Source organism: Catenulispora sp. MAP12-49, assembly GCF_041262705.1.
In the GTDB taxonomy this organism is placed as follows: Bacteria; Actinomycetota; Actinomycetes; order Streptomycetales; family Catenulisporaceae; genus Catenulispora.
Genome location: NZ_JBGCCP010000040.1, coordinates 19,799 through 36,872, shown reverse-complemented (window position 1 = coordinate 36,872; position 17,074 = coordinate 19,799). Strand labels below are relative to the sequence as shown.

Annotated in this window: 17 protein-coding genes and 1 pseudogene; 10 read left to right on the top strand and 8 right to left on the bottom strand. The window is 71.5% G+C overall.

The genetic code is table 11. The features are described 5' to 3' along the window. The first annotated feature begins 71 nt into the window (after window positions 1-71). The 3 genes from ABIA35_RS41845 (at window position 72) to ABIA35_RS41835 (ending at window position 2,743) form a co-directional block, all read left to right on the top strand. A complete protein-coding gene (locus ABIA35_RS41845) occupies window positions 72-743 on the top strand; it encodes a hypothetical protein (RefSeq protein ID WP_370361650.1) in 672 nt (223 codons plus the stop codon). Window positions 744-1,019: 276 nt separating this feature from the next. Further along, on the top strand, window positions 1,020-2,204 hold the full coding sequence (locus ABIA35_RS41840; protein ID WP_370361649.1) for a cytochrome P450: 1,185 nt from the start codon (window positions 1,020-1,022) through the stop codon (window positions 2,202-2,204). Window positions 2,205-2,272: 68 nt separating this feature from the next. Next, complete coding sequence (locus ABIA35_RS41835) at window positions 2,273-2,743, top strand: hypothetical protein (RefSeq protein ID WP_370361648.1); 471 nt, start codon at window positions 2,273-2,275, stop codon at window positions 2,741-2,743. Window positions 2,744-2,765: 22 nt separating this feature from the next. Here the strand turns inward: ABIA35_RS41835 and ABIA35_RS41830 are convergent, their stop codons facing one another. Beyond that, window positions 2,766-3,134, bottom strand: a complete 369-nt coding sequence (locus ABIA35_RS41830; protein ID WP_370361647.1) for a hypothetical protein — start codon at window positions 3,132-3,134, stop codon at window positions 2,766-2,768. A gap of 390 nt (window positions 3,135-3,524) precedes the next feature. Here ABIA35_RS41830 and ABIA35_RS41825 point away from each other — a divergent pair, with 390 nt between their 5' ends. The 3 genes and pseudogenes from ABIA35_RS41825 to ABIA35_RS41815 all read left to right on the top strand — a co-directional run. Further along, window positions 3,525-5,234, top strand: a complete 1,710-nt coding sequence (locus tag ABIA35_RS41825; protein ID WP_370361646.1) for a carboxylesterase/lipase family protein — start codon at window positions 3,525-3,527, stop codon at window positions 5,232-5,234. 174 nt (window positions 5,235-5,408) lie between these two features. Next, window positions 5,409-6,977, top strand: a complete 1,569-nt coding sequence (locus ABIA35_RS41820) for an MFS transporter (RefSeq protein WP_370361645.1) — start codon at window positions 5,409-5,411, stop codon at window positions 6,975-6,977. Between the two features lie 18 nt (window positions 6,978-6,995). Further along, window positions 6,996-7,634 (top strand): annotated as a pseudogene (locus ABIA35_RS41815) (response regulator transcription factor); the annotation flags it as partial. A gap of 21 nt (window positions 7,635-7,655) precedes the next feature. Here the strand turns inward: ABIA35_RS41815 and ABIA35_RS41810 are convergent. The 3 genes from ABIA35_RS41810 to ABIA35_RS41800 form a co-directional block, all read right to left on the bottom strand. After that, complete coding sequence (locus tag ABIA35_RS41810) at window positions 7,656-8,021, bottom strand: arsenate reductase family protein (protein ID WP_370361644.1); 366 nt, start codon at window positions 8,019-8,021, stop codon at window positions 7,656-7,658. A gap of 120 nt (window positions 8,022-8,141) precedes the next feature. Next, the gene (locus ABIA35_RS41805) at window positions 8,142-8,696 is read right to left on the bottom strand and encodes a DinB family protein (RefSeq protein ID WP_370361642.1); all 555 of its coding nucleotides are present in this window, start codon (window positions 8,694-8,696) and stop codon (window positions 8,142-8,144) included. A gap of 29 nt (window positions 8,697-8,725) precedes the next feature. Beyond that, entirely contained in the window at window positions 8,726-9,562 is an 837-nt protein-coding gene (locus ABIA35_RS41800) for a helix-turn-helix domain-containing protein (protein ID WP_370361641.1), read from the bottom strand. A 72-nt stretch (window positions 9,563-9,634) separates the two neighbouring features. Between ABIA35_RS41800 and ABIA35_RS41795 the strand changes: the two genes are divergently transcribed. Both ABIA35_RS41795 and ABIA35_RS41790 read left to right on the top strand, forming a co-directional pair. Beyond that, the gene (locus ABIA35_RS41795) at window positions 9,635-10,201 is read left to right on the top strand and encodes a TIGR03086 family metal-binding protein (RefSeq protein WP_370361640.1); all 567 of its coding nucleotides are present in this window, start codon (window positions 9,635-9,637) and stop codon (window positions 10,199-10,201) included. Window positions 10,202-10,306: 105 nt separating this feature from the next. Continuing rightward, window positions 10,307-10,543, top strand: coding sequence for a hypothetical protein (locus tag ABIA35_RS41790; protein ID WP_370361639.1), 237 nt, complete (start codon window positions 10,307-10,309; stop codon window positions 10,541-10,543). Here ABIA35_RS41790 and ABIA35_RS41785 read toward each other — a convergent pair. From ABIA35_RS41785 to ABIA35_RS41770, 4 genes are read right to left on the bottom strand one after another with little or no spacing between them, the layout of a single operon-like run. After that, window positions 10,533-11,216 (bottom strand): class I SAM-dependent methyltransferase, encoded by a 684-nt coding sequence (locus ABIA35_RS41785; RefSeq protein WP_370361638.1) that lies wholly within the window; start codon window positions 11,214-11,216, stop codon window positions 10,533-10,535. The genes ABIA35_RS41790 and ABIA35_RS41785 overlap by 11 nt on opposite strands. A gap of 13 nt (window positions 11,217-11,229) precedes the next feature. Next, window positions 11,230-12,693, bottom strand: coding sequence for a glycoside hydrolase family 3 protein (locus ABIA35_RS41780; RefSeq protein WP_370361637.1), 1,464 nt, complete (start codon window positions 12,691-12,693; stop codon window positions 11,230-11,232). Then, window positions 12,693-13,853, bottom strand: coding sequence for an exo-beta-N-acetylmuramidase NamZ domain-containing protein (locus ABIA35_RS41775; protein WP_370361636.1), 1,161 nt, complete (start codon window positions 13,851-13,853; stop codon window positions 12,693-12,695). The genes ABIA35_RS41780 and ABIA35_RS41775 overlap by 1 nt, the downstream gene beginning before the upstream one ends. Next, window positions 13,850-14,839, bottom strand: coding sequence for a GNAT family N-acetyltransferase (locus tag ABIA35_RS41770; protein ID WP_370361635.1), 990 nt, complete (start codon window positions 14,837-14,839; stop codon window positions 13,850-13,852). The genes ABIA35_RS41775 and ABIA35_RS41770 overlap by 4 nt, the downstream gene beginning before the upstream one ends. A 36-nt stretch (window positions 14,840-14,875) precedes the next feature. Between ABIA35_RS41770 and ABIA35_RS41765 the strand changes: the two genes are divergently transcribed. Together ABIA35_RS41765 and ABIA35_RS41760 are read left to right on the top strand one after the other, a co-directional pair. Next, a complete protein-coding gene (locus tag ABIA35_RS41765) occupies window positions 14,876-16,075 on the top strand; it encodes a serine hydrolase domain-containing protein (protein ID WP_370361633.1) in 1,200 nt (399 codons plus the stop codon). Next, window positions 16,072-17,073: a MurR/RpiR family transcriptional regulator gene (locus tag ABIA35_RS41760; RefSeq protein WP_370361632.1), complete on the top strand. Its 1,002-nt coding sequence runs from the start codon at window positions 16,072-16,074 to the stop codon at window positions 17,071-17,073. Before ABIA35_RS41765 ends, ABIA35_RS41760 begins: the two co-directional genes overlap by 4 nt. Window position 17,074: the final 1 nt, after the last annotated feature.

The window sequence follows — 17,074 nt, the reverse complement described above, 5'->3', positions numbered from 1 at the left end:
AGGTCCCGCGCGCGCTGAAATCCTGATGACCGGTTTGATCGAGTTCGTTTCGAGCAGACGGGGGACTTCAGGTGGGGGAGCATGCCGACGCGCTTACCGACACCGGCACCGACGACACGGCGCGAGCGCTCGGCCGGACGGCGAGCCTGACCGAGCGCCGTGCGGCCGCCGCACGGATGTTGCGCGCGAGCCCCACGCGATCCGATCGCCAGATCGGCAGGGCCGTGGGATTGTCCGCGGACACCGTCTCCGCGGTACGGCGGACACTCGGCGAGCCGCGGGCCGGGCGGGTCCGGATCGGCGGCGACGGACGTGCGCGGCCGGTCAGCGCCGAGCAGGGCAGGCGGGCGGCGGCGCGGCTGCTGGCCGAGCAGCCCGACACCTCGGTCCGGGCGATCGCGCGGGAGGCGGGGATCTCCCTCGGCACGGCGCATGACGTGCGTCGCAGGGTGCTCGCCGGGCTTTCTCCGGTCCCCGGAGACCGTGGTGCGGCCCACGATCCCGCCGCCGCGTTGGAGGCCTTGCGGCGCGATCCCGCGCTGCGCTACTCGGAGGGCGGTCGCCAGGTCCTGCGACGCCTCCAGACCCAACTCCTGGCCGCCGGCGAGCTGGCTGAGCTGTGCCAAGAGCTTCCGGCGCATTGCGGTGTCCACGTCGAGGCTGTGATCCGGTACATCGGTACGACGTGGGCGGACGCTGGACGGTCTGTGCGTTCGCGTTCAACCGACGAAATCGACGGTTGAACGCCGTTTGCGCAGGCAGTCGATGGCGTGAAGAGGGAATTCCAGCCTATTTCAAAGCATGCCACATTATGGTCTCCATAAGCGGAAACGCTTCACAAGAAGGGAACCTGACATGTCGGCAATCATCTCCAAGGTGCGGGCGCGTGGCGCCGAGCGCCGTGCCCGCAAGTTCGCCTGGCACTACACGTACCCCACCCCGAACTAGACCGGAACAACTGAGGGCGGCGTGCCATGGCGGGCACGCCGCCCTTGTCGCGAAGGAGTGGGTGACCACGCATGCTGCTATCCGCGCAGCGACGGGGCCTGTGGCCGCAGATGCAACGCTGGCGTCAGGAGACGGCCGCGAGCCAGGCCGGCATGGCCCGCCTGGCCGGCGGGACGCTCGCGGTCGCCGACGCCGGTGCCGCTCGCGAGGTCCTGCTCGGGCCGGCGGACAACTACGTCAAGCAGGCGACGATCCTCCGGATCGGGCAGCGGGGGCTCACCCGGGACCAGCACGCGCAAGCCACCGCGGGCCTCCTCGGCGTCCTGGGCCGACGAACCGGCGAGCGGACCTGCGCCCCGCACTACGACCTGCACTACGACCTGCACTACGACCTGCACGAGCTCATCGACGACCTCGGCGGCGGCCGGGGCCGGCTGGCGCACCAGGGATGGGGAGTGCGTGCGGTGCAGGCGCACTTCGCCCCGGTACTCGCGTCGGGTCGCTCGGCCGAGTTCACGCAGCTCATCGACACCTACGTCCGCACGTCCACCATCGCCTCCGCCGTGGTGGGCAGGCCGATGTGGCGTACCCGCCGCACCGAGATGGCGTTGCGCGCTCAGTTCGCTGAGATGCTCCGGGGGATGCCCGCGCCGACCGGCGAACCCGCCGACCTCGTCGACGTCGTCCTCGGCCTGGACGGCGACCTCGGCCCCGCCGAACGCGGCCAACTCCTGCAACGGCTGATCCTGGCGACCATCGGATCCACCGGGATCACGCTGGAATGGGCGATCCTGCTGGCCTACCAGAACGGCCTGGACAGCGCCGACCTCACCGAGGACCAGGCACGCCTGCTCATACGGGAGACACTGCGGCTGTACCCGGCGTCCTGGCGCCTGGCGCGCGAGGTGGAACGGCCGCACACGATCGCCGGCTGCCCCGTCGGACACGGCGATCACGTCATGATCGATCTGCATGCCCTGCACCGCTCCGCGGCGGTCTGGGACGCCCCCGACGAGTTCGACCCCGACCGCTGGCAGAATGCCACCCCCGGCCAGCGCGCCGCGTTCCTCCCCTTCAGCAAGGGCGAGCAGATGTGCCCGGCCAACGGCTTCGCCTCGCGCGCGCTGGAGGAGCTGTCGCTGGCGATCCTGCGCGACTACCGCGGTTCCGTGCGCTTGACCGGCAAGCAGCCGCTGGCCAGGGCGCTGCTCGCCCCGCCGCGGGGGTGGACGACGGTCGCGCGGCGGGGGGCCTGACGCCCGCCATTCTGGACATTGCGCCGCCCTGACGCGTAGCAGTCACAGGCGAGCTGTAGCGTCGCTCCGTGCTCGATTCAACCGTTCTCGCTGTTGCGCTTCGGGATGCGCATTTCCGTATACGGCAGTACGTAACAGACCTCGACCGTGCGACCAAGGGTGCGATCACGTCTTACGAGGCCATCGGACCGCAGTGGGGCGCGGGGCTGGCTCAGCCAGAGGCCGTGCACTACCGAGACGGCTTCGAGTTCATCATTGCGAACTGTCGCGCGGTCACCGTCACGGTGGACGTGCATTTCGCTGCTGATGGGATTACGGCCAGCGCTTGGGCGGCAGAGTACGTCCGCGGCCGGGAGTCGGACGACGACGAGGGCGAGGGTGACGACGAGGACGAGGACGAAGCGGACGAGGAGGTTGTCGCGAGCGCAGGGCCGCTGGCAGCCGACAATGACGCCGCCGGTTCGACGATCATTGGTGAGGTCGTGGCCGGCGTCTTGATCGGCATGCCGTATTTCGCCGAGTTCGGTGTGCCGGGCTGACCGAACCGGACGTCAACGCCGTTCAGCCGATTCCCCAGTCGGTCGTAGCGCCTCCCACCATCTTCGTCGGCTGACAGCCGATGCGATCGATGGCGTCCAGCACGAGGAGGCGGGCTCGATCCTCGTCGTCGCGCGGAAGCGTGACGCGGAGCTGGTGGCCGTAGGCCGTCTCGGAGGTGAATCGCCAGCCGTGATCGGTCGCCGCGAAATGGTCCTGGCGGCGGCCAGCGCGGTTGTAGCCGCCGCGGTCGGCGGTGGGTGCGAAGGCCGCGTGGAGGATCCGCAGCCGCTCCTCATACGGGAGGTCGCCTTCGGTCAATCTGATGGAGACCTGGGTGATCTCGCGGAAGGGCTCGAACCACGGGTCTGGATCGTCGGCATCCCCGAACACAGTCGTCGAGATGCGGCCGGTGATCCAGCCGTGCAGGAACTCGACCGCGCCGACCGGGTGGGCGTCGTAGTAGCTGCCCCGGGGGTTCCAGGCGACGGTCGTCCAGCTGTCGGGGCGGCCGGCGGTCAGCCAGCACAGGTAGTCGCCGTTGCCGGTGACCGCCCATTCCAGCTGAAGCGCTCCGGGTTCGCGCCACGGCGATGGCTATGACAGCAGGTCAGGGTCGGTCGCTCGACCCGCTGTCAAACCGACGAGTACCGCGCGATACCGGTACGGTTCATGGCGTGCGTGGCCCCGTGTCGACCCTTTATCAGGCATCGACTGTGACAGACTGTCGACGGTCGCTGTGTCGTCAGTGACGATCGGGCCTGGAGTCCTGAGGAGCACGTCGTGCGCGCTTGGACTGTTTGGCGTCGACGGTACGTCGCCGGCGTTGTCGCCGCCGTGGCATTGGCGGCGGTGGCCGTGGTGCCCAGTCTCGGCTATTCGGCTGTGCGTCGGGCCGAGCCGTCGGCCTCGCCGCCGACGTGTTCCGCGGGGACCCTCGTGTCGACACGCAGCGGTCCGGTGTGCGGTGTCACCGCCGGGCGGCAGACGTCGTACCTTGACATCCCGTATGCGGCCCCTCCGTTGGGGAAGCTGCGGTGGACGCCGCCGCAGCCGGTACATCCGTGGACGGCGACCTATCAGGCCACGCAGCGTGGGCCGGGATGTCTCGCGCCGAGCTATCCGCCGGGCGGGGTGCAGCCCGGCACGAGTGAGAACTGCCTGTTCCTGGAAGTCCAGGAGCCGGCGGGTGCGCGGCCGGGGCAGCGGCTACCGGTGATGTTCGAGATCCACGGCGGCGGGTTCCTCGGCGAATTCCGTGATGATGACGGGGCGAACTTCGTCGGTGCCGGGCCGGCCATCTATGTGTATGCCGGGTATCGGCTGGGGGTCATGGGGTTCCTGGCCGACCAGGCGTTGGGCCCGCACAGCGGCGACTTCGGGCTTCAGGACCAGCAGGCGGCGCTGCGCTGGGTCAAGGACAACATCGCGGGGTTCGGCGGTGACCCGGGGAATGTGACGATCTTCGGCGAGTCGGCGGGCGGGGCCAGCGTCTGCGACCAGATCGCCTCGCCGACCGCGAACGGCTTGTTCCAACGGGGCATCAGCATCAGCGGGTACTACAACTTCGCCGTGAACACCATCTGGTGGCCCGCGGACTGCAAGTCGGCGCTGCCGGACGAGGCCCAGGGGCAGCGCCTCGGCGCGCAGTTCGCGGCCAAGGTCGGCTGCGGAGGCGCCCCTGGTGCCCCCGACGTCCCCAACGCCCCCGACGTCGCCGCGTGCCTGCGGGCGCTGCCGGCCGACACCCTGGTCGAGAACGGCGGCCAGGGCCTCGATCCGACCGGCGGCGGGGCGATCGGGCCGATCGTCAACGGCACGACGCTGCCGATGTCGGCGAGCCAGGCGTTCGCCCTCGGCCGGGTCAACCGGGTCAAGGTGATGATCGGGGTCGGCCGCGACGAGTTCAACGGCGGCGTCTACACGAACACCCCCGGCCACCCGGTCGTCGCCGACACGACCGCGCAGTACGAGCAACTGGTGCGTCAGCAGTTCGGCCCGTCGGCCTCCACCGTGCTGCGGCTCTATCCGGTGCAGCACTACCCGTCCCCATCCCCGTTCATCGCCTACCGAACGGTGATGGCCGACGCTTTCAGTGTGTGCCCGTCCCTGGAAAGCTATGCGCAACTGGCCAGAGCCGTGCCGGTCTACGCCTACGAGGACGACGACGCGGATTCGCCAGGACAGACGCTGCCGCTCGGCGCCAACCACAGCGCCGTCAACCGGCTCGCCCACGACGTGCCCGGGACGCTGGATCCGAACCAACTCGCGCTTCAGGAACAGGTCCTGTCCGAGTGGACCGGGTTCGCGCGCACTGGGGTGCCGACCGTGCCCGGCACGCCGCCCTGGGATCTGTTCTCGGTACCCGGCAACCCGGTCATGTCGCTGCAAGCGGGCGGGGACAGCACGCTCGTCCCGGCAAGCTCGATCGCGACGCAGCACGACTGCCAGTTCTGGGACTCGGTCAACCGGACTGCGCCGTGGGTGTCCTGACCTCCTGAGACGCCCGCGATCACGTCCCGTGCGATCCGCACGACATGATCAGCGGCGGTCCGCCCGATCCGCCCGACAACCCGTCGCCGGTTCGGATCAGCCTGGGTGCGGCCCGGCACGGCCCGCCACATGCTGGAAGCCGGTCGCCGCGTTCGGCGGGAAGGGAGCTGGTCCATGGCCGACGCGGCGGCGGCGCCGAGACCGCGGCTGATCCTCGCGGCGATGATCTGTGCCGTCGCGATGACCTTCATCGACCAGACGATCGTCTCGATCGCGGCGCCGAAGATCCAGTCCGAGCTCGGGCTGTCCACCACCGGCCTGCAGTGGGTGGTCAACTCCTACCTGCTGGCGCTCGCCGCGTTGTTCGCCTTCGGCGGGCGGCTCGCGGACACGGTCGGCCACCGCAAGATGGTGGTGCTCGGCGTGGTGCTGTTCGCCGGCGCGTCCGCGCTGTGCGGCCTCACCCCCAAGGGCGGCGGCGCGCAGGCCTGGCTGATCGGGTTCCGGGCGCTGCAGGGCGCCGGCGGCGCCCTGATGTACCCGGCCGCGCTGGCGATCGTGGTCGACACCTTCCCGATGCGCGAACGCGGTAGGGCGCTCGCGTTGTTCTTCGGCGCCGCCGGCGGCCTGACCGCGATCGGCCCGATCCTCGGCGGCTGGCTCACGGAGTGGACCTGGCGGGCCATCTTCTGGGTGAACGTGCCGGTCGCGATCGTCGCGCTGGTGCTGACCGCGATCGCCAAGCCGTCCGACGAGCACCGGCCCGCGCCGATGGACTACCGTGGGCTCGCGCTGATCGTCGGCGGCATCGGGCTGAGCGTGTTCGGCTTCCAACAGGCGAGCGTGTGGGGCTGGCGCAGCCCCGGGATCTGGATCTGCCTGGTGCTCGGCGCGGCGCTGCTCGTGGTCTTCGTCCGGGTGGAGCGCCGCACCGCCTCGCCGCTGATGTCCATGGACTTGTTCCGGAACCACACCTTCCTGATGCAGAACATCCTGCTGACCGTGGTGATGGCCGCGTTCATCCCGACGTTCTTCTTCGCCAGCGTCTACGCGGAGGCCTCGCTCGGCAAGAACGCCGGGTCGGCGAGCATCGACCTGCTGTACTTCTTCATCGGCTTCGTCGTGGCCGCGCAGATCGGCGGGGCGATGCTGGACCGGGCCGGGGCCAGGCGGCCGGTCGTGATCGGCTGCGCCCTCGCCGCCGTCGGCTACTACCTGTGGGCCAGCGAGGTGACGACGCTGAACGAGGGCGACCTGGTCTGGCGCATCATCCTGGCCGGCGCCGGCATGGGCCTGATGATCGGGCAGTCCAACACCGACGCGCTCAACCGGGCGTCGCGCCACAAGTACGGCGAGGCCACCGGCATCACCCAGACGTTGCGCAACTACGGCTCCAGCCTCGGCTTCGCCATCCTCGGCACGATCTTCACGACCGTGCTGCGCGACAAGCTGACCGACTCCTTCGTCGGCCAGGGCGTGCCACCCGACCAGGCCGCGCACCTGGCCACCCAGTCGGCGAGCCAGAGCGGCAACGGCTCGTCCTCGTCGATCCCGCACTTCGTGCGCGCCGACTACGCGAGCGCGATCGAGGTGGTGCTCTACACGATGGCCGGGATCATGGCCCTGGCGTTCGTGATCGCGCTGCTGGGTCTGCGCCACGGCGTGCAGACCGATGTGGCCGAGGACGCCGAGGACGCTGAGGACGCTGACGCAGATCAGACGGACAGGTACGGCAACGCGTAGTCCCACAACGCGTCTGCCATGGCCGGGTCGATGGCGATCGCCGAAGGCGACTTCGAGACCGCGTTCCACGAGGCGTGGCAGACCAGCCCGGCCGGCCGGCTGCAGAAGTATCAGGGCTATGCGTTATGGGTGCCCCTGGATCTGGTCGAGGCGGCCGTCCGCACCGGCCGCGTGGGGGAGGCGGCGAGCCACGTCCGAGCACTGCGGGAAGCCGGAGTCGGCCGCATCTCACCCCGCCTGCGCATGCTCGTCCTGGCGGCCTCGGCGATGGTCGCCCCGGACGACGAGGCAGAGGTCCTGTTCGAGCAGGCCCTGGCCGAACCCGGCACCGGCCCGTGGCCGCTTGAGACCGCCCGCATCCACCTGCTGTACGGCGAAAGACTACGGCGCACCCGCGAAGCCGCCCGCGCCCGCGGCCACCTGGAGCAGGCCTTGGAGGCCTTCCATCGCCTCGGCGCCGCTTCCTGGGCGACCCGGGCATCGGCCGAACCGCGTGCCATCGGGGCGCCCCGGATCCGCCGCGACTTCGGCACGAACGAGGCGCTGACGCCGCAGGAGCTGGAGATCGCCCAACTGGCCGCGACCGGCCTGAGCAACAAGCAGATCGGCAGCCGGCTGCTGTTGTCGCACCGCACGGTGGGAGCTCACCTGTACCGGACGTACCCGAAGGCCAAGCCTCTAAGCCCCCGGCAGCACCGACCGCACAGCCTCATCGGACCGGCCCACCACCGCATGGCCGTCGTCGGCGGTGATGATCGGGCGCTGGATCAGGATCGGGTGCTCGGCCATCGCCGCGATCCAGCGCTCGCGGTCGGCGTCGCTGTCGCGGCCCCACTGCTTCACGCCGAGGTCCTTGGCGACCTGCTCGCCGTCGCGCACGATGTCCCACGGCTCCAGGCCGAGGCGCTCCAGGATGTCGCGCAGCTCGTCGGCGGTCGGCGGGTCGTCGAGGTAGCGGCGGACGGTGTACTCGGCGCCGGCGGCGTCCAGGGTCTCCTGGGCGATGCGGCACTTCGAGCAGCGGGGGTTGATCCAGATCTCCATGGTCAGACGGTAGCGGACCGGGGCGGCCGGTCCGCCGAACCGGGGCGGTCGGCGAGGTTGGCGAGGCCGCCGAGGCCGCCGAGGTCGGCGAGGTCGGCGAGCGCCGCCGCCCCGCCGAGCTCAGCCGCCCTGGCGCAGATACAGGTCCCGCATCAGTCCGATCTCGCCGCCGTGGTGCGCGACCTCGTCCAGCGCGTGCAGGGCCAGCGCCAGATAGCTGGCGTCGGCCATGCCCGTCGGCTCGGCGATCTTTCCCATCGGGGCCAGCAGCCGCTCATCGCCCAGGGCCTCGATGCGCGAGACGAAGCGCGCCCAGTCCTCCTCCATCGCCAGGACGCCGAGGTTCGCAATGCCCGGCCACTCGTAGCGGTCGCCGAAGTCCGGTACGTGCTCGAAGAAGTTGATCACGTAGCCGCGCAGGCAGAACGCGCCGATGTGCCACATGCGCCAGGCGATCGTGGACACCGGCTCCGGCGCGTCGGACGGCCCGGAGCCCGGCGGCCGCGAGTCGGCGCGGAAGACGCCCTCCTCGGTGGGGCGCACGGTCACGCAGTCGGCGGCGGGCTGCCACTGGTATTCGGCGTCCGTGAGTCCCTCCAGGCGCGCGAACGTCCTGGAGCGCACCACTTCGAAGGTCTCGAGCAGGTCTTTGGTGACAGGGTCGTGCGAAGTCATGGTCAGATCGTAGATTCCAGACTCCGGTTTCACCGCCTGCCATCCCGGGCCGTCGCCGCGTACTGCGCCGGCGGCAGCCCGAAGGCGGCGGTGAAGTCGCGCGTCAGGTGTGCCTGGTCGGCGTAGCCCAGATCGGCGGCCAGCACCGACCAGTCGACGTGCTCGTCGTGCGCGATCCGCTCGCCGGCCTCGTACAAGCGGTAGCGGCGCAGGAACCACTTCGGGCCGATGCCCACGTGCTCGGTGAACGCGCGCTGCAGCGTGCGGATGCCGACGCCCGCGGCGCGCGCCAGGTCCTCCACGCGGGTCAGCTCCCGGTCCCCGACTGCCAGCTCGGCCCACTCGGTGGTGGTCTCGCAGTCCTGCCGCTCGGCCGGGACGCGGGCGGCGATCGCGGCGTCGGCGGTGGCGGCGAGCTGCTCGCCGGGCACGTCCAGGTCGCCGACCAGCGGCACCAGCGTCGCCTCGAGGTCGGCCAGCGCCGGGACCTGCGCCAGCGGGACGGTCTGGTCGGTGAGGGCGCTCAGCGGCCCGTCGGAGAACGGGGCGAAGGCCGCCGGGCGGAACATGATGCCCAGCGCGCGCCCCCGGCCCTCCAGCGTGACCGCGAACCGTCCCGTGTCCACGCCGGACACCACCGCGCCGTGCGCCTCGAACACCACGTTGACCACCGGATGGACCAGCACCTGCTGCTCGTGGCGCACCCCCGGCGGCAGGCGCCACGTCGAGAGCCAGTAGCGGTCGATGAACCGCCCCGCCGCCCCGGTCGGCGGGAAGCGGTCCAGGCGGAAGACGGTACCGGCCGCGGCCGGGTTCACGATGCCGCGGCTGTCGTCCTGCACCGGCTTGACCTGGGGATCTGGCATGAGGCCAGAGTAGCGGCGGCCACTGACGCGTTTCTTCAAGACGCACGGCACGCCGGACCGTAGCGTCAAGGCATGAGCACCATTCACGAGCAGTTGACCGAGGCCGCCGACCAGGCCGCGCGCGTCGTCGCGGGCACCGATGCCGGCCGGTTCACCGATAAGACCCCGTGCGCGGAGTGGGACGTCAAGGAACTCCTGAACCACCTGATCCTCTGGACCGCGTACTCCTTCGAGCGACGCGCCCGCAGCGAGCAGGTCGGCCCCGACCTGACCGAGCGCGACTTCGCCTCCGAGCCCGGCTATGCGGAGGCATACCGAGCGCAGCTCGACCGCGCCCTGGCCGCCTGGGCCCCGGCCGAGGTGTGGGAGAGCGAGATCGACACCGGCGGCGGCAAGACGCCCGCGCCGCAGGTCGCGGAGATGATCCTGATGGAGATGGTCCTGCACGGCTGGGACCTGGCGACCGCGACCGGGCAGCCGTACGAGATCTCGGACGAGATCGCCGCGACCGTCGCCAAGGCCGTCGAGGCATCGGCGGAGATGTACCGGCAGTACGACGGGTTCGCCGCCGAGGTGGCGATCGGCCAGGACGCCACGACGTTGGAGAAGGCGCTCGCGGTTTCGGGGCGGAGCGCTTAGACCTCGGGCCAACACGGCGAACACGGCGGACGCCGCATATACGTCTGTCGCCTGAACGGCCGAACCTGATTCCCGGCGCACCCCTGCTACCCGCACGATCGAGACATGCGCATGCACGGCCTCCGGGTCACCCTGCAGCCGCCCGACGGCACCCAGTTCGTCGAGGATGCCATCCTCACGCTGGCCACCGGCGTCAACGGTGGCCAGCTCTACAGCGGCAACAACGGCTTCTGGATCGAGGTCGTCGATGCCGACGACGGCACCCACGACGTCGCCGACTTCGGCTGGGAGGACGGGAAACGGGGGCACGTCATCGTTGAGACGGCGCCGATCATCCTTTAGCTTCCGGTCCGGCACCTGACTGAGCAGCCTTGCGCGCCAGCACCTGGATCCCCGCGGCCTCGTTCCCGTTCATCGTGGCCACGGGGATCCGGCGGGTGTCCTGGACGTCGAGGCCGGCCAGCAGGCGCGGGAAGTGGTCGGCGTGGTGGTGTCGGCAGACCGCGCCGTCGCTGGTTTCGAAGATTCCGTACGTGCCGTGCGTGGCGGCGAATCGTTCGTAGCGCTCGACGCTGCGCGGGTCCTCGCCCAGCAGCAGATCGCTGACATACAGCGTTCCGCCGGGCTTGAGGACCCGCTCCAGCTCGCCGATCAGGCGGCGCTGTGCGTCGTCGCCGGGGATGCAGGTCAGCACCGCGAACAGCACCACCAGGTCGTAGCTCGCGTCGGCGAACGGCAGTGCCGGCGGGGCGTCGAGGACTTCGAAGCGCATCGCGGGCTGCTGCTCGCGGGCCTGCTCGATCATCCCCGCCGAGCTGTCGACGCCGGTCAGGTCGGTGAACCGGTGCTGCGCCAGCTCCGCCATGGTCCGGCCGTATCCGCAGCCGTAGTCCAGGACGGCGGCGTCTCGGCTGAGGGGGTCGGTCCACTTGGCGTGCAGCGGGTGGGTGAAGCGCTTCGTGGCCGAGACGGCGTCCCAGTACGAGGTCTGGTTATCCAGGTCTGTGTTCGTCATGGGGCTTTGTCCGTCATGCTCGGGTCCCTCCAGTCGGGCGCTGCCTGCCGGCGAGGACCTCGGCCGTGGCCTGCACGCAGACCCGCGAGATGCCGTAGCCGGCCACCCAGGCCGCGCCGCCGGGGTCGGTGTGCGCGACGCCGAGGTCGACCACGATCGTATCGGGGCGCTCCTGGATGAGGCGGCTTACGCGCTCCAGGTCTTCGGGGGAGCGCTGGATACCTCGTACGACGATGACGAGCGGGCGGTCGGCGGGGAGATCAGCAGCCTCGGCGGTGTCGGCGAGCTTGGAGCTGGTCGTGCCCGGCAGGAGGTCGGCCAGGGGAGTGGCGAGGCTGCGGGGGAGTTCGACCTCGATCACGTGCGGGGCGGCCTTCAGCGGCAACGCGCCGTCCTCCGCGCGCAAGACCCTGACCGCGCGACGGGCCGCTGCCGAACCCGCGTCGAAAGGCGGAAGTACACCTTCTTCTTTGGGGAAAGCCTCCCGCACCTCCCGCCGCCAACCAGCGAAAGCCGCCACCTTCTCAGCAGCCTCCACCAACCGCGCCTCGGGCAGCGTCCCGTCCCGCAACGCCGCGACGATCGCCTCGGTCACCGCAGCGAGGTCGTCATCGGTCGAGTTGCTGTCGACACACACCAGATCCATCCCCGCGACCAGCGCGCGCACCGCCGCCCCGGCGAGCCCGTACCGCTCCCGCACCGCGGCCATCCCGATCCCGTCGGTGACCGCGAGGCCGTCGAACCCGAGCTCGCCCCGCAGCAGTCCGCCGACCACCGCCGGGCTCACCGAGGCCGGGTGCTCGGCGTCGAACTCCGGCATCAGCAGGTGCGCGACCATCACCGCCCGCGCCCCGGCCTCCACGGCCGCGCTGAACGGCGGCAGCGTGTCCCGCCGCAGCTGCTCCAGCGTCGCGGTCACCGTCGGCAGTCCGTAGTGCGAGTCCACGACCGTGTCGCCGTGGCCGGGGAAGTGTTTCGCGCACGCCGCGACCCCCGCCGCGTGCAGTCCACGCACCGCCGCGGCGACGTGCCGCGAGACCAGCGCGGGGTCCGAGCCGAAGGAGCGCGCGCCGATCACCGGGTTGCGAGGCTCGGTGTTCACGTCGGCGACCGGTGCGTAGTTCAGGTCGATTCCCGCCTCGCGCACCAGCGTGCCGACCGAGCGGGACATCGCCTCGGTCGCCGCCACGTCGTCGATCGCCCCCAGGGCCAGGTTCCCGGGAGAGGAGGAGCCGGTGGCGAACTCCAGCCGCGTGATGTCCCCGGCTTCCTCGTCGACAGCCACGAACGCGTCCGGATTCGCTGCGCGCACCTCGTCGGTCAGGGCCCGCAGCTGCGTCGGCGACTCGATGTTCGCCGCGAACACGATGACCGATCCGAGCCCGCCGTCCAGCCGCCGCCGTACCCAGTCCGGCACCGAGGTTCCCGCGAAGCCCGGCTGCAGTACGCGGGCGATCAACACGTCGAGCTCGGACATCAGCACTCTCCCTCGCGCGGATACAACAGATACGGTTCCCGCTCCACCTCGGCGAACCGGCGGGCCGGCTCCCGCCACTGCGCCAAGATCTCCTCGGCGCTGGCGCCCTTGCCCAGGGCCGTGCGCAGCTCGTCGGATCCGGCCAGCAGGTCGAAGTGCTTGTCGCGGAACCTCAAGCGGCCCAGCCAGCCGTCGCGCAGCGCGCACAGCACCGTGACGCCCACCGCCAGGGGATCGACGGCGCCGGGATCGGTGACGTGCAGCTGCGCGCCGCAGATCTGCTGACCGGCGTACCGGTCGAACGCAGGGGTCGCATACGCCTCCCGCACCGCGATCCCGGCCGGCGCCGCATCCCGCAGCCGCTCGGCGAACGTGCGGTCCAGCCAGGGTGCGCCGATGAGCTCGAACGGCGTGGTGGTGCCGCGGCCGACCGAGACGTTCGTCCCCTCCAGGAAGCAGGTCCCGGGGTAGATCAGGGCGCTGATGGGCGTCGGCAGGTTCGGCGAGGGCGGCACCCACGGCAGCCCCGTGGCCGGGAACAGCTTCGCGGGGTCCCAACCGCCCAGCCGTACTACCTCCGGGGCCTCGACACCCAGCTCGGCGGCGAACAGCCGGCCGAGCTCGCCCATCGTCAGGCCGTGCCGCACCGGGATGGCGGCCCGTCCGACGAACGAAGAGTATTCCTTTTCCAGTACTGGTCCCGCGACCAGGCGTCCGCCGAGCGGATTGGGCCGGTCCAGCACGCACACCGGCACGTCGATCGGCGCCGCGGCGGCCATCGCGTCGTACAGGCTGGACTCGTAGGTGAAGAAGCGGGCTCCGGAGTTCTGCAGATCCACGACCAGCACGTCGATCCGGGACTCGGCGAGCATGCCGGTGAGGTGGCCGACGCTGTGGTCGTAGGTGTCGTGGACCGGCAGGCCGGTGCTGGAATCCGTTGCCGACGCCTCGGATTCCCCGGCCTGCGCGGTACCGAGCACGCCGTGCTCGGGGCCGAACAGCGCACGCAGGTCGCAGCCCGCCTCCAGCAGCGCGTGCGCCGCATGCCGGCCGTCGGAGGTGATCGCCGCCGGGTGGGTCAGCAGCCCGACGCGCCGGCCGGCGAACGGGGTACCGGCCACGATGACCTGCTCGAGCCCGGAGACAGTGGTGGCGCTCATGCCGAGGCCGACTTCTCAGAAGCCACCGATTTCTCAAGAGTTTTCTCAAGCGTTTTCTCAAAGGCCCAAAAGACCCGGCCGAGCGTCGCCCCGACCGTCTTGGAGTAGAACCGCACCGGCCCGACCCAGCCGATCTCGGCGACCGCGATCCCGGCGTCGCGCTGGTCGGCCAGGCAGCGGCGCAGCAGGACGGCGCCGATGCCCAGGCCGCGGGCCGCCTCGTCGGTGCCCATCGGGCCGAACATGGCCACGCGCTGGATCCCGTGCCCGGCGAAGCCCAGGAAGGCGCCCTCGCGGACGGCCACGTGCAGCCTCGGCGGGTCGTCGCGCAGCGCCATCGCCGCCTCCTGGCCCCAGGTGCCGCCGAACTCCTCGTCGAGCCAGGCGCACAGCGCCTTCTCGTCTTCGGGCCGCGCGCGCCGCACCTCGATGTCGATGCCGGCCTGCGCCAGGCGGCGCTCGTCGTGCTCGGTGTCCAGGTCGGCCACGGCCAGGTCGACCAGCATGTTGTTGCAGTCCAGCAGGCGCTCGTAGCCGGCGGCCGTGGCCAGGCACGCCGCCGGGGTGTAGCGGACGTCGATGCCGGGCCAGGCGAAGTACGGCGGGTTGCCGCGGATGCGCAGGCGGGTCGCGCCGGCGGCGGCCAGGCGGCGCTCCAGTTCGGCCAGCAGGGCCCGGCCGTGGCCGCGTTCGCGGTCCTGCGGGCCGACGACGAGCAGGTTGACGTGGCCGGTGGCGGGGATGTCGTCGTGGGCCGGGCGCAGCGATCCCAGAGCGAAGCCGATCACGCGGGTCCCCGCGGCGGTATCGCCGTCGCCGCTGCTGTCGCCGCTGCCGTCGCCGGGATGCTCCAGGACGATCCGGCATCCCTCGGCGGCCGAGGACCACAGCAGGTCCACGACCGCGCCGGCGTCGGGATCGTGGATCAGGCCGGCTGAAGCCAGCTCGCGCAGGGTCGGGAGGTCTTCGGGAGTTGCGGAACGCATCGCGGCCCTCTTCGTCATTTGCTAACGTCTTCAGGCATGATTGACGGTGGAAATCTACCAGATCCCCGAGGGCTCGTCGCCGACGCCGTGGCGGCCGGAGTCGTCCCCAGCGCGGTGCTCGCCTACGGCCGCGGGACCGACGGCCCGGTGGACGTCGCCGCGTTCGGTGCCGGCGTCGGCCCGGACACCCGCTACGACCTGGCCTCGCTGACGAAGGTCACGGCCACGCTGCCGTGCGTGCTGCGGCTGGCCGACGCCGGGGAGATCGGGCTGGACGACCCGGTGGTGAAGTACCTGCCGGGCTTCGGCGGGGATCGCGCCAAGGAGCAGGTGACCATCCGGCATCTGCTGGCCCACTCCTCCGGGCTGCCCGCGATCCTGGAGGTCTGGCGGCTGCCCGTGACCGCCGAGGAGCGGTTCGCCGCGGTGCTCGCCGAGCCGTTGCAGGCGCCGGTCGGGACCGTCGTGAAGTACTCCGACCCGGGCTTCATCATGCTGGGGCGGATCGTGGCCGACGTGACCGGCAAGCCGTTGCAGGAGGCGTTCGGCGAGCTGGTCGCCGAACCCCTGGGCATGGCCGCCACCGGATTCCTGCCGACCTCCCTGCCACCGGGGAAAGCCGCTCCCACCGAGGCGAACTGGTTCGACGATCCGGAGCGTCAGGACCCGAAGTCCGGCGTCGTGCACGACGAGAACGCCGAGAGCCTCGGCGGCGTCGCCGGCCAGGCCGGCCTGTTCGGCACCGCCACCGACCTGGCCGCCTACCTGCGCGCCGGCTGGCTGGCCCAGGACAGCCCGATCCTCACCCCGGCGGTCCGCGCCGAGGCGCTGCGCTGCCAGACCGACGGTCTGGACGGCCGGCGCGGCCTGGGCTGGACGCTGCGCGGGGACTCCTACGACTTCATGTCCGACCAGTGGCCGGCCACCGGCGCCGGGCACACCGGGTTCACCGGCACCAGCCTGGCCTTCGACCCGGCGACCGGGATCTGGTGCGTGCTGCTGACCAACGCGGTGCTGTTCGGCCGCGACAACCGCGCGCGGCAGCTGCGGCGCTCGCTGCACGCCGCGGTCGCCGCCGAGTTCGGCGTCGCGGTCCCGCCGGACGCCGCACAGCCGGACGCCGCCGCGCGGCCAAAGGCCGTTGCACAGCCCGGTGACGTGCGCGAAAGCGGCTCCGGCGGCAGTCTCAACACCGGTGACGACAACGCCGGTCCTGGCTTTAGGATCACAGCATGAGCAGTGGCGCGAATCGGCCCTCCCGCGGCGCGCGCGGATCGGGCTCCGGCGGCAATGGCAGCAACGGCGGCAATGGCGGCAACGGGGCGGCGGCGGGCGCGGCCGGGGGAGCGGTGCTGGGCAACGAAGCCGGGCCGCCGCCGACCGTGCTGGTGCGGATCAGGGCCTTGCTGCCGACGCTGCCGCCCTCGGAGCGGCGGGTCGCCGAGGCGGCGATCGCCGATCCGGCCGGGGTGGCCGCCAAGACGATCAGCGAGCTGGCCGCGGACTGCGACACCTCCGAGACCACGGTCATCCGCTTCTGCCGCGCGGTGGGCCTCAAGGGCTACCCGGAGCTGCGGATCGGGCTGGCCGCCGCGGCCGGCATCGAGGACGCCGCCGCGTCCGCGCACACCGCCGGCGGCGACATCGGCCCGGGCGACTCGCTGGCCGACGTGGTGACCAAGCTCGGCTACGCCGACGCGCGCGCCGTGGAGGACACCGTCGCGCAGGTGGACCTGCAGGTGCTGGAGCGGGCCGTGGACGCCGTGGTGTCGGCCGGCGCGGTGGACGTCTACGGCATCGGGGCCAGCGCCCTGATCGCCCTGGACCTGCACCAGAAGCTGCACCGCATCGGGCACCGGGCCTTCGCCTGGCCGGACGCCGAGGCCGCGCTGACCTCGGCGGCGCTGCTGGGCCGGGGCGACGTCGCGATCGGCGTCTCGCACACCGGCGCCACCCCGGCGACCGTCACGGCCCTGGCCGAGGCGCACGACAACGGCGCCCGCACCATCGCCATCACCAACTTCCCGCGCTCGCCCATCACCGACGTCGCCGACCTGGTCCTGACCACCGCGGTGCGCGAGACCACGTTCCGCTCCGGCGCCATGGCCAGCCGCATCGCCGCGCTGACGGTGGTCGACTGCCTGTTCGTCGGTGTGGCGCAGCGCAACTTCAGCCGGACCACGCGCGCGCTGGAACGGACGCGCAGCGCGGTCCAGGGAGCACGGGGACGGTAGG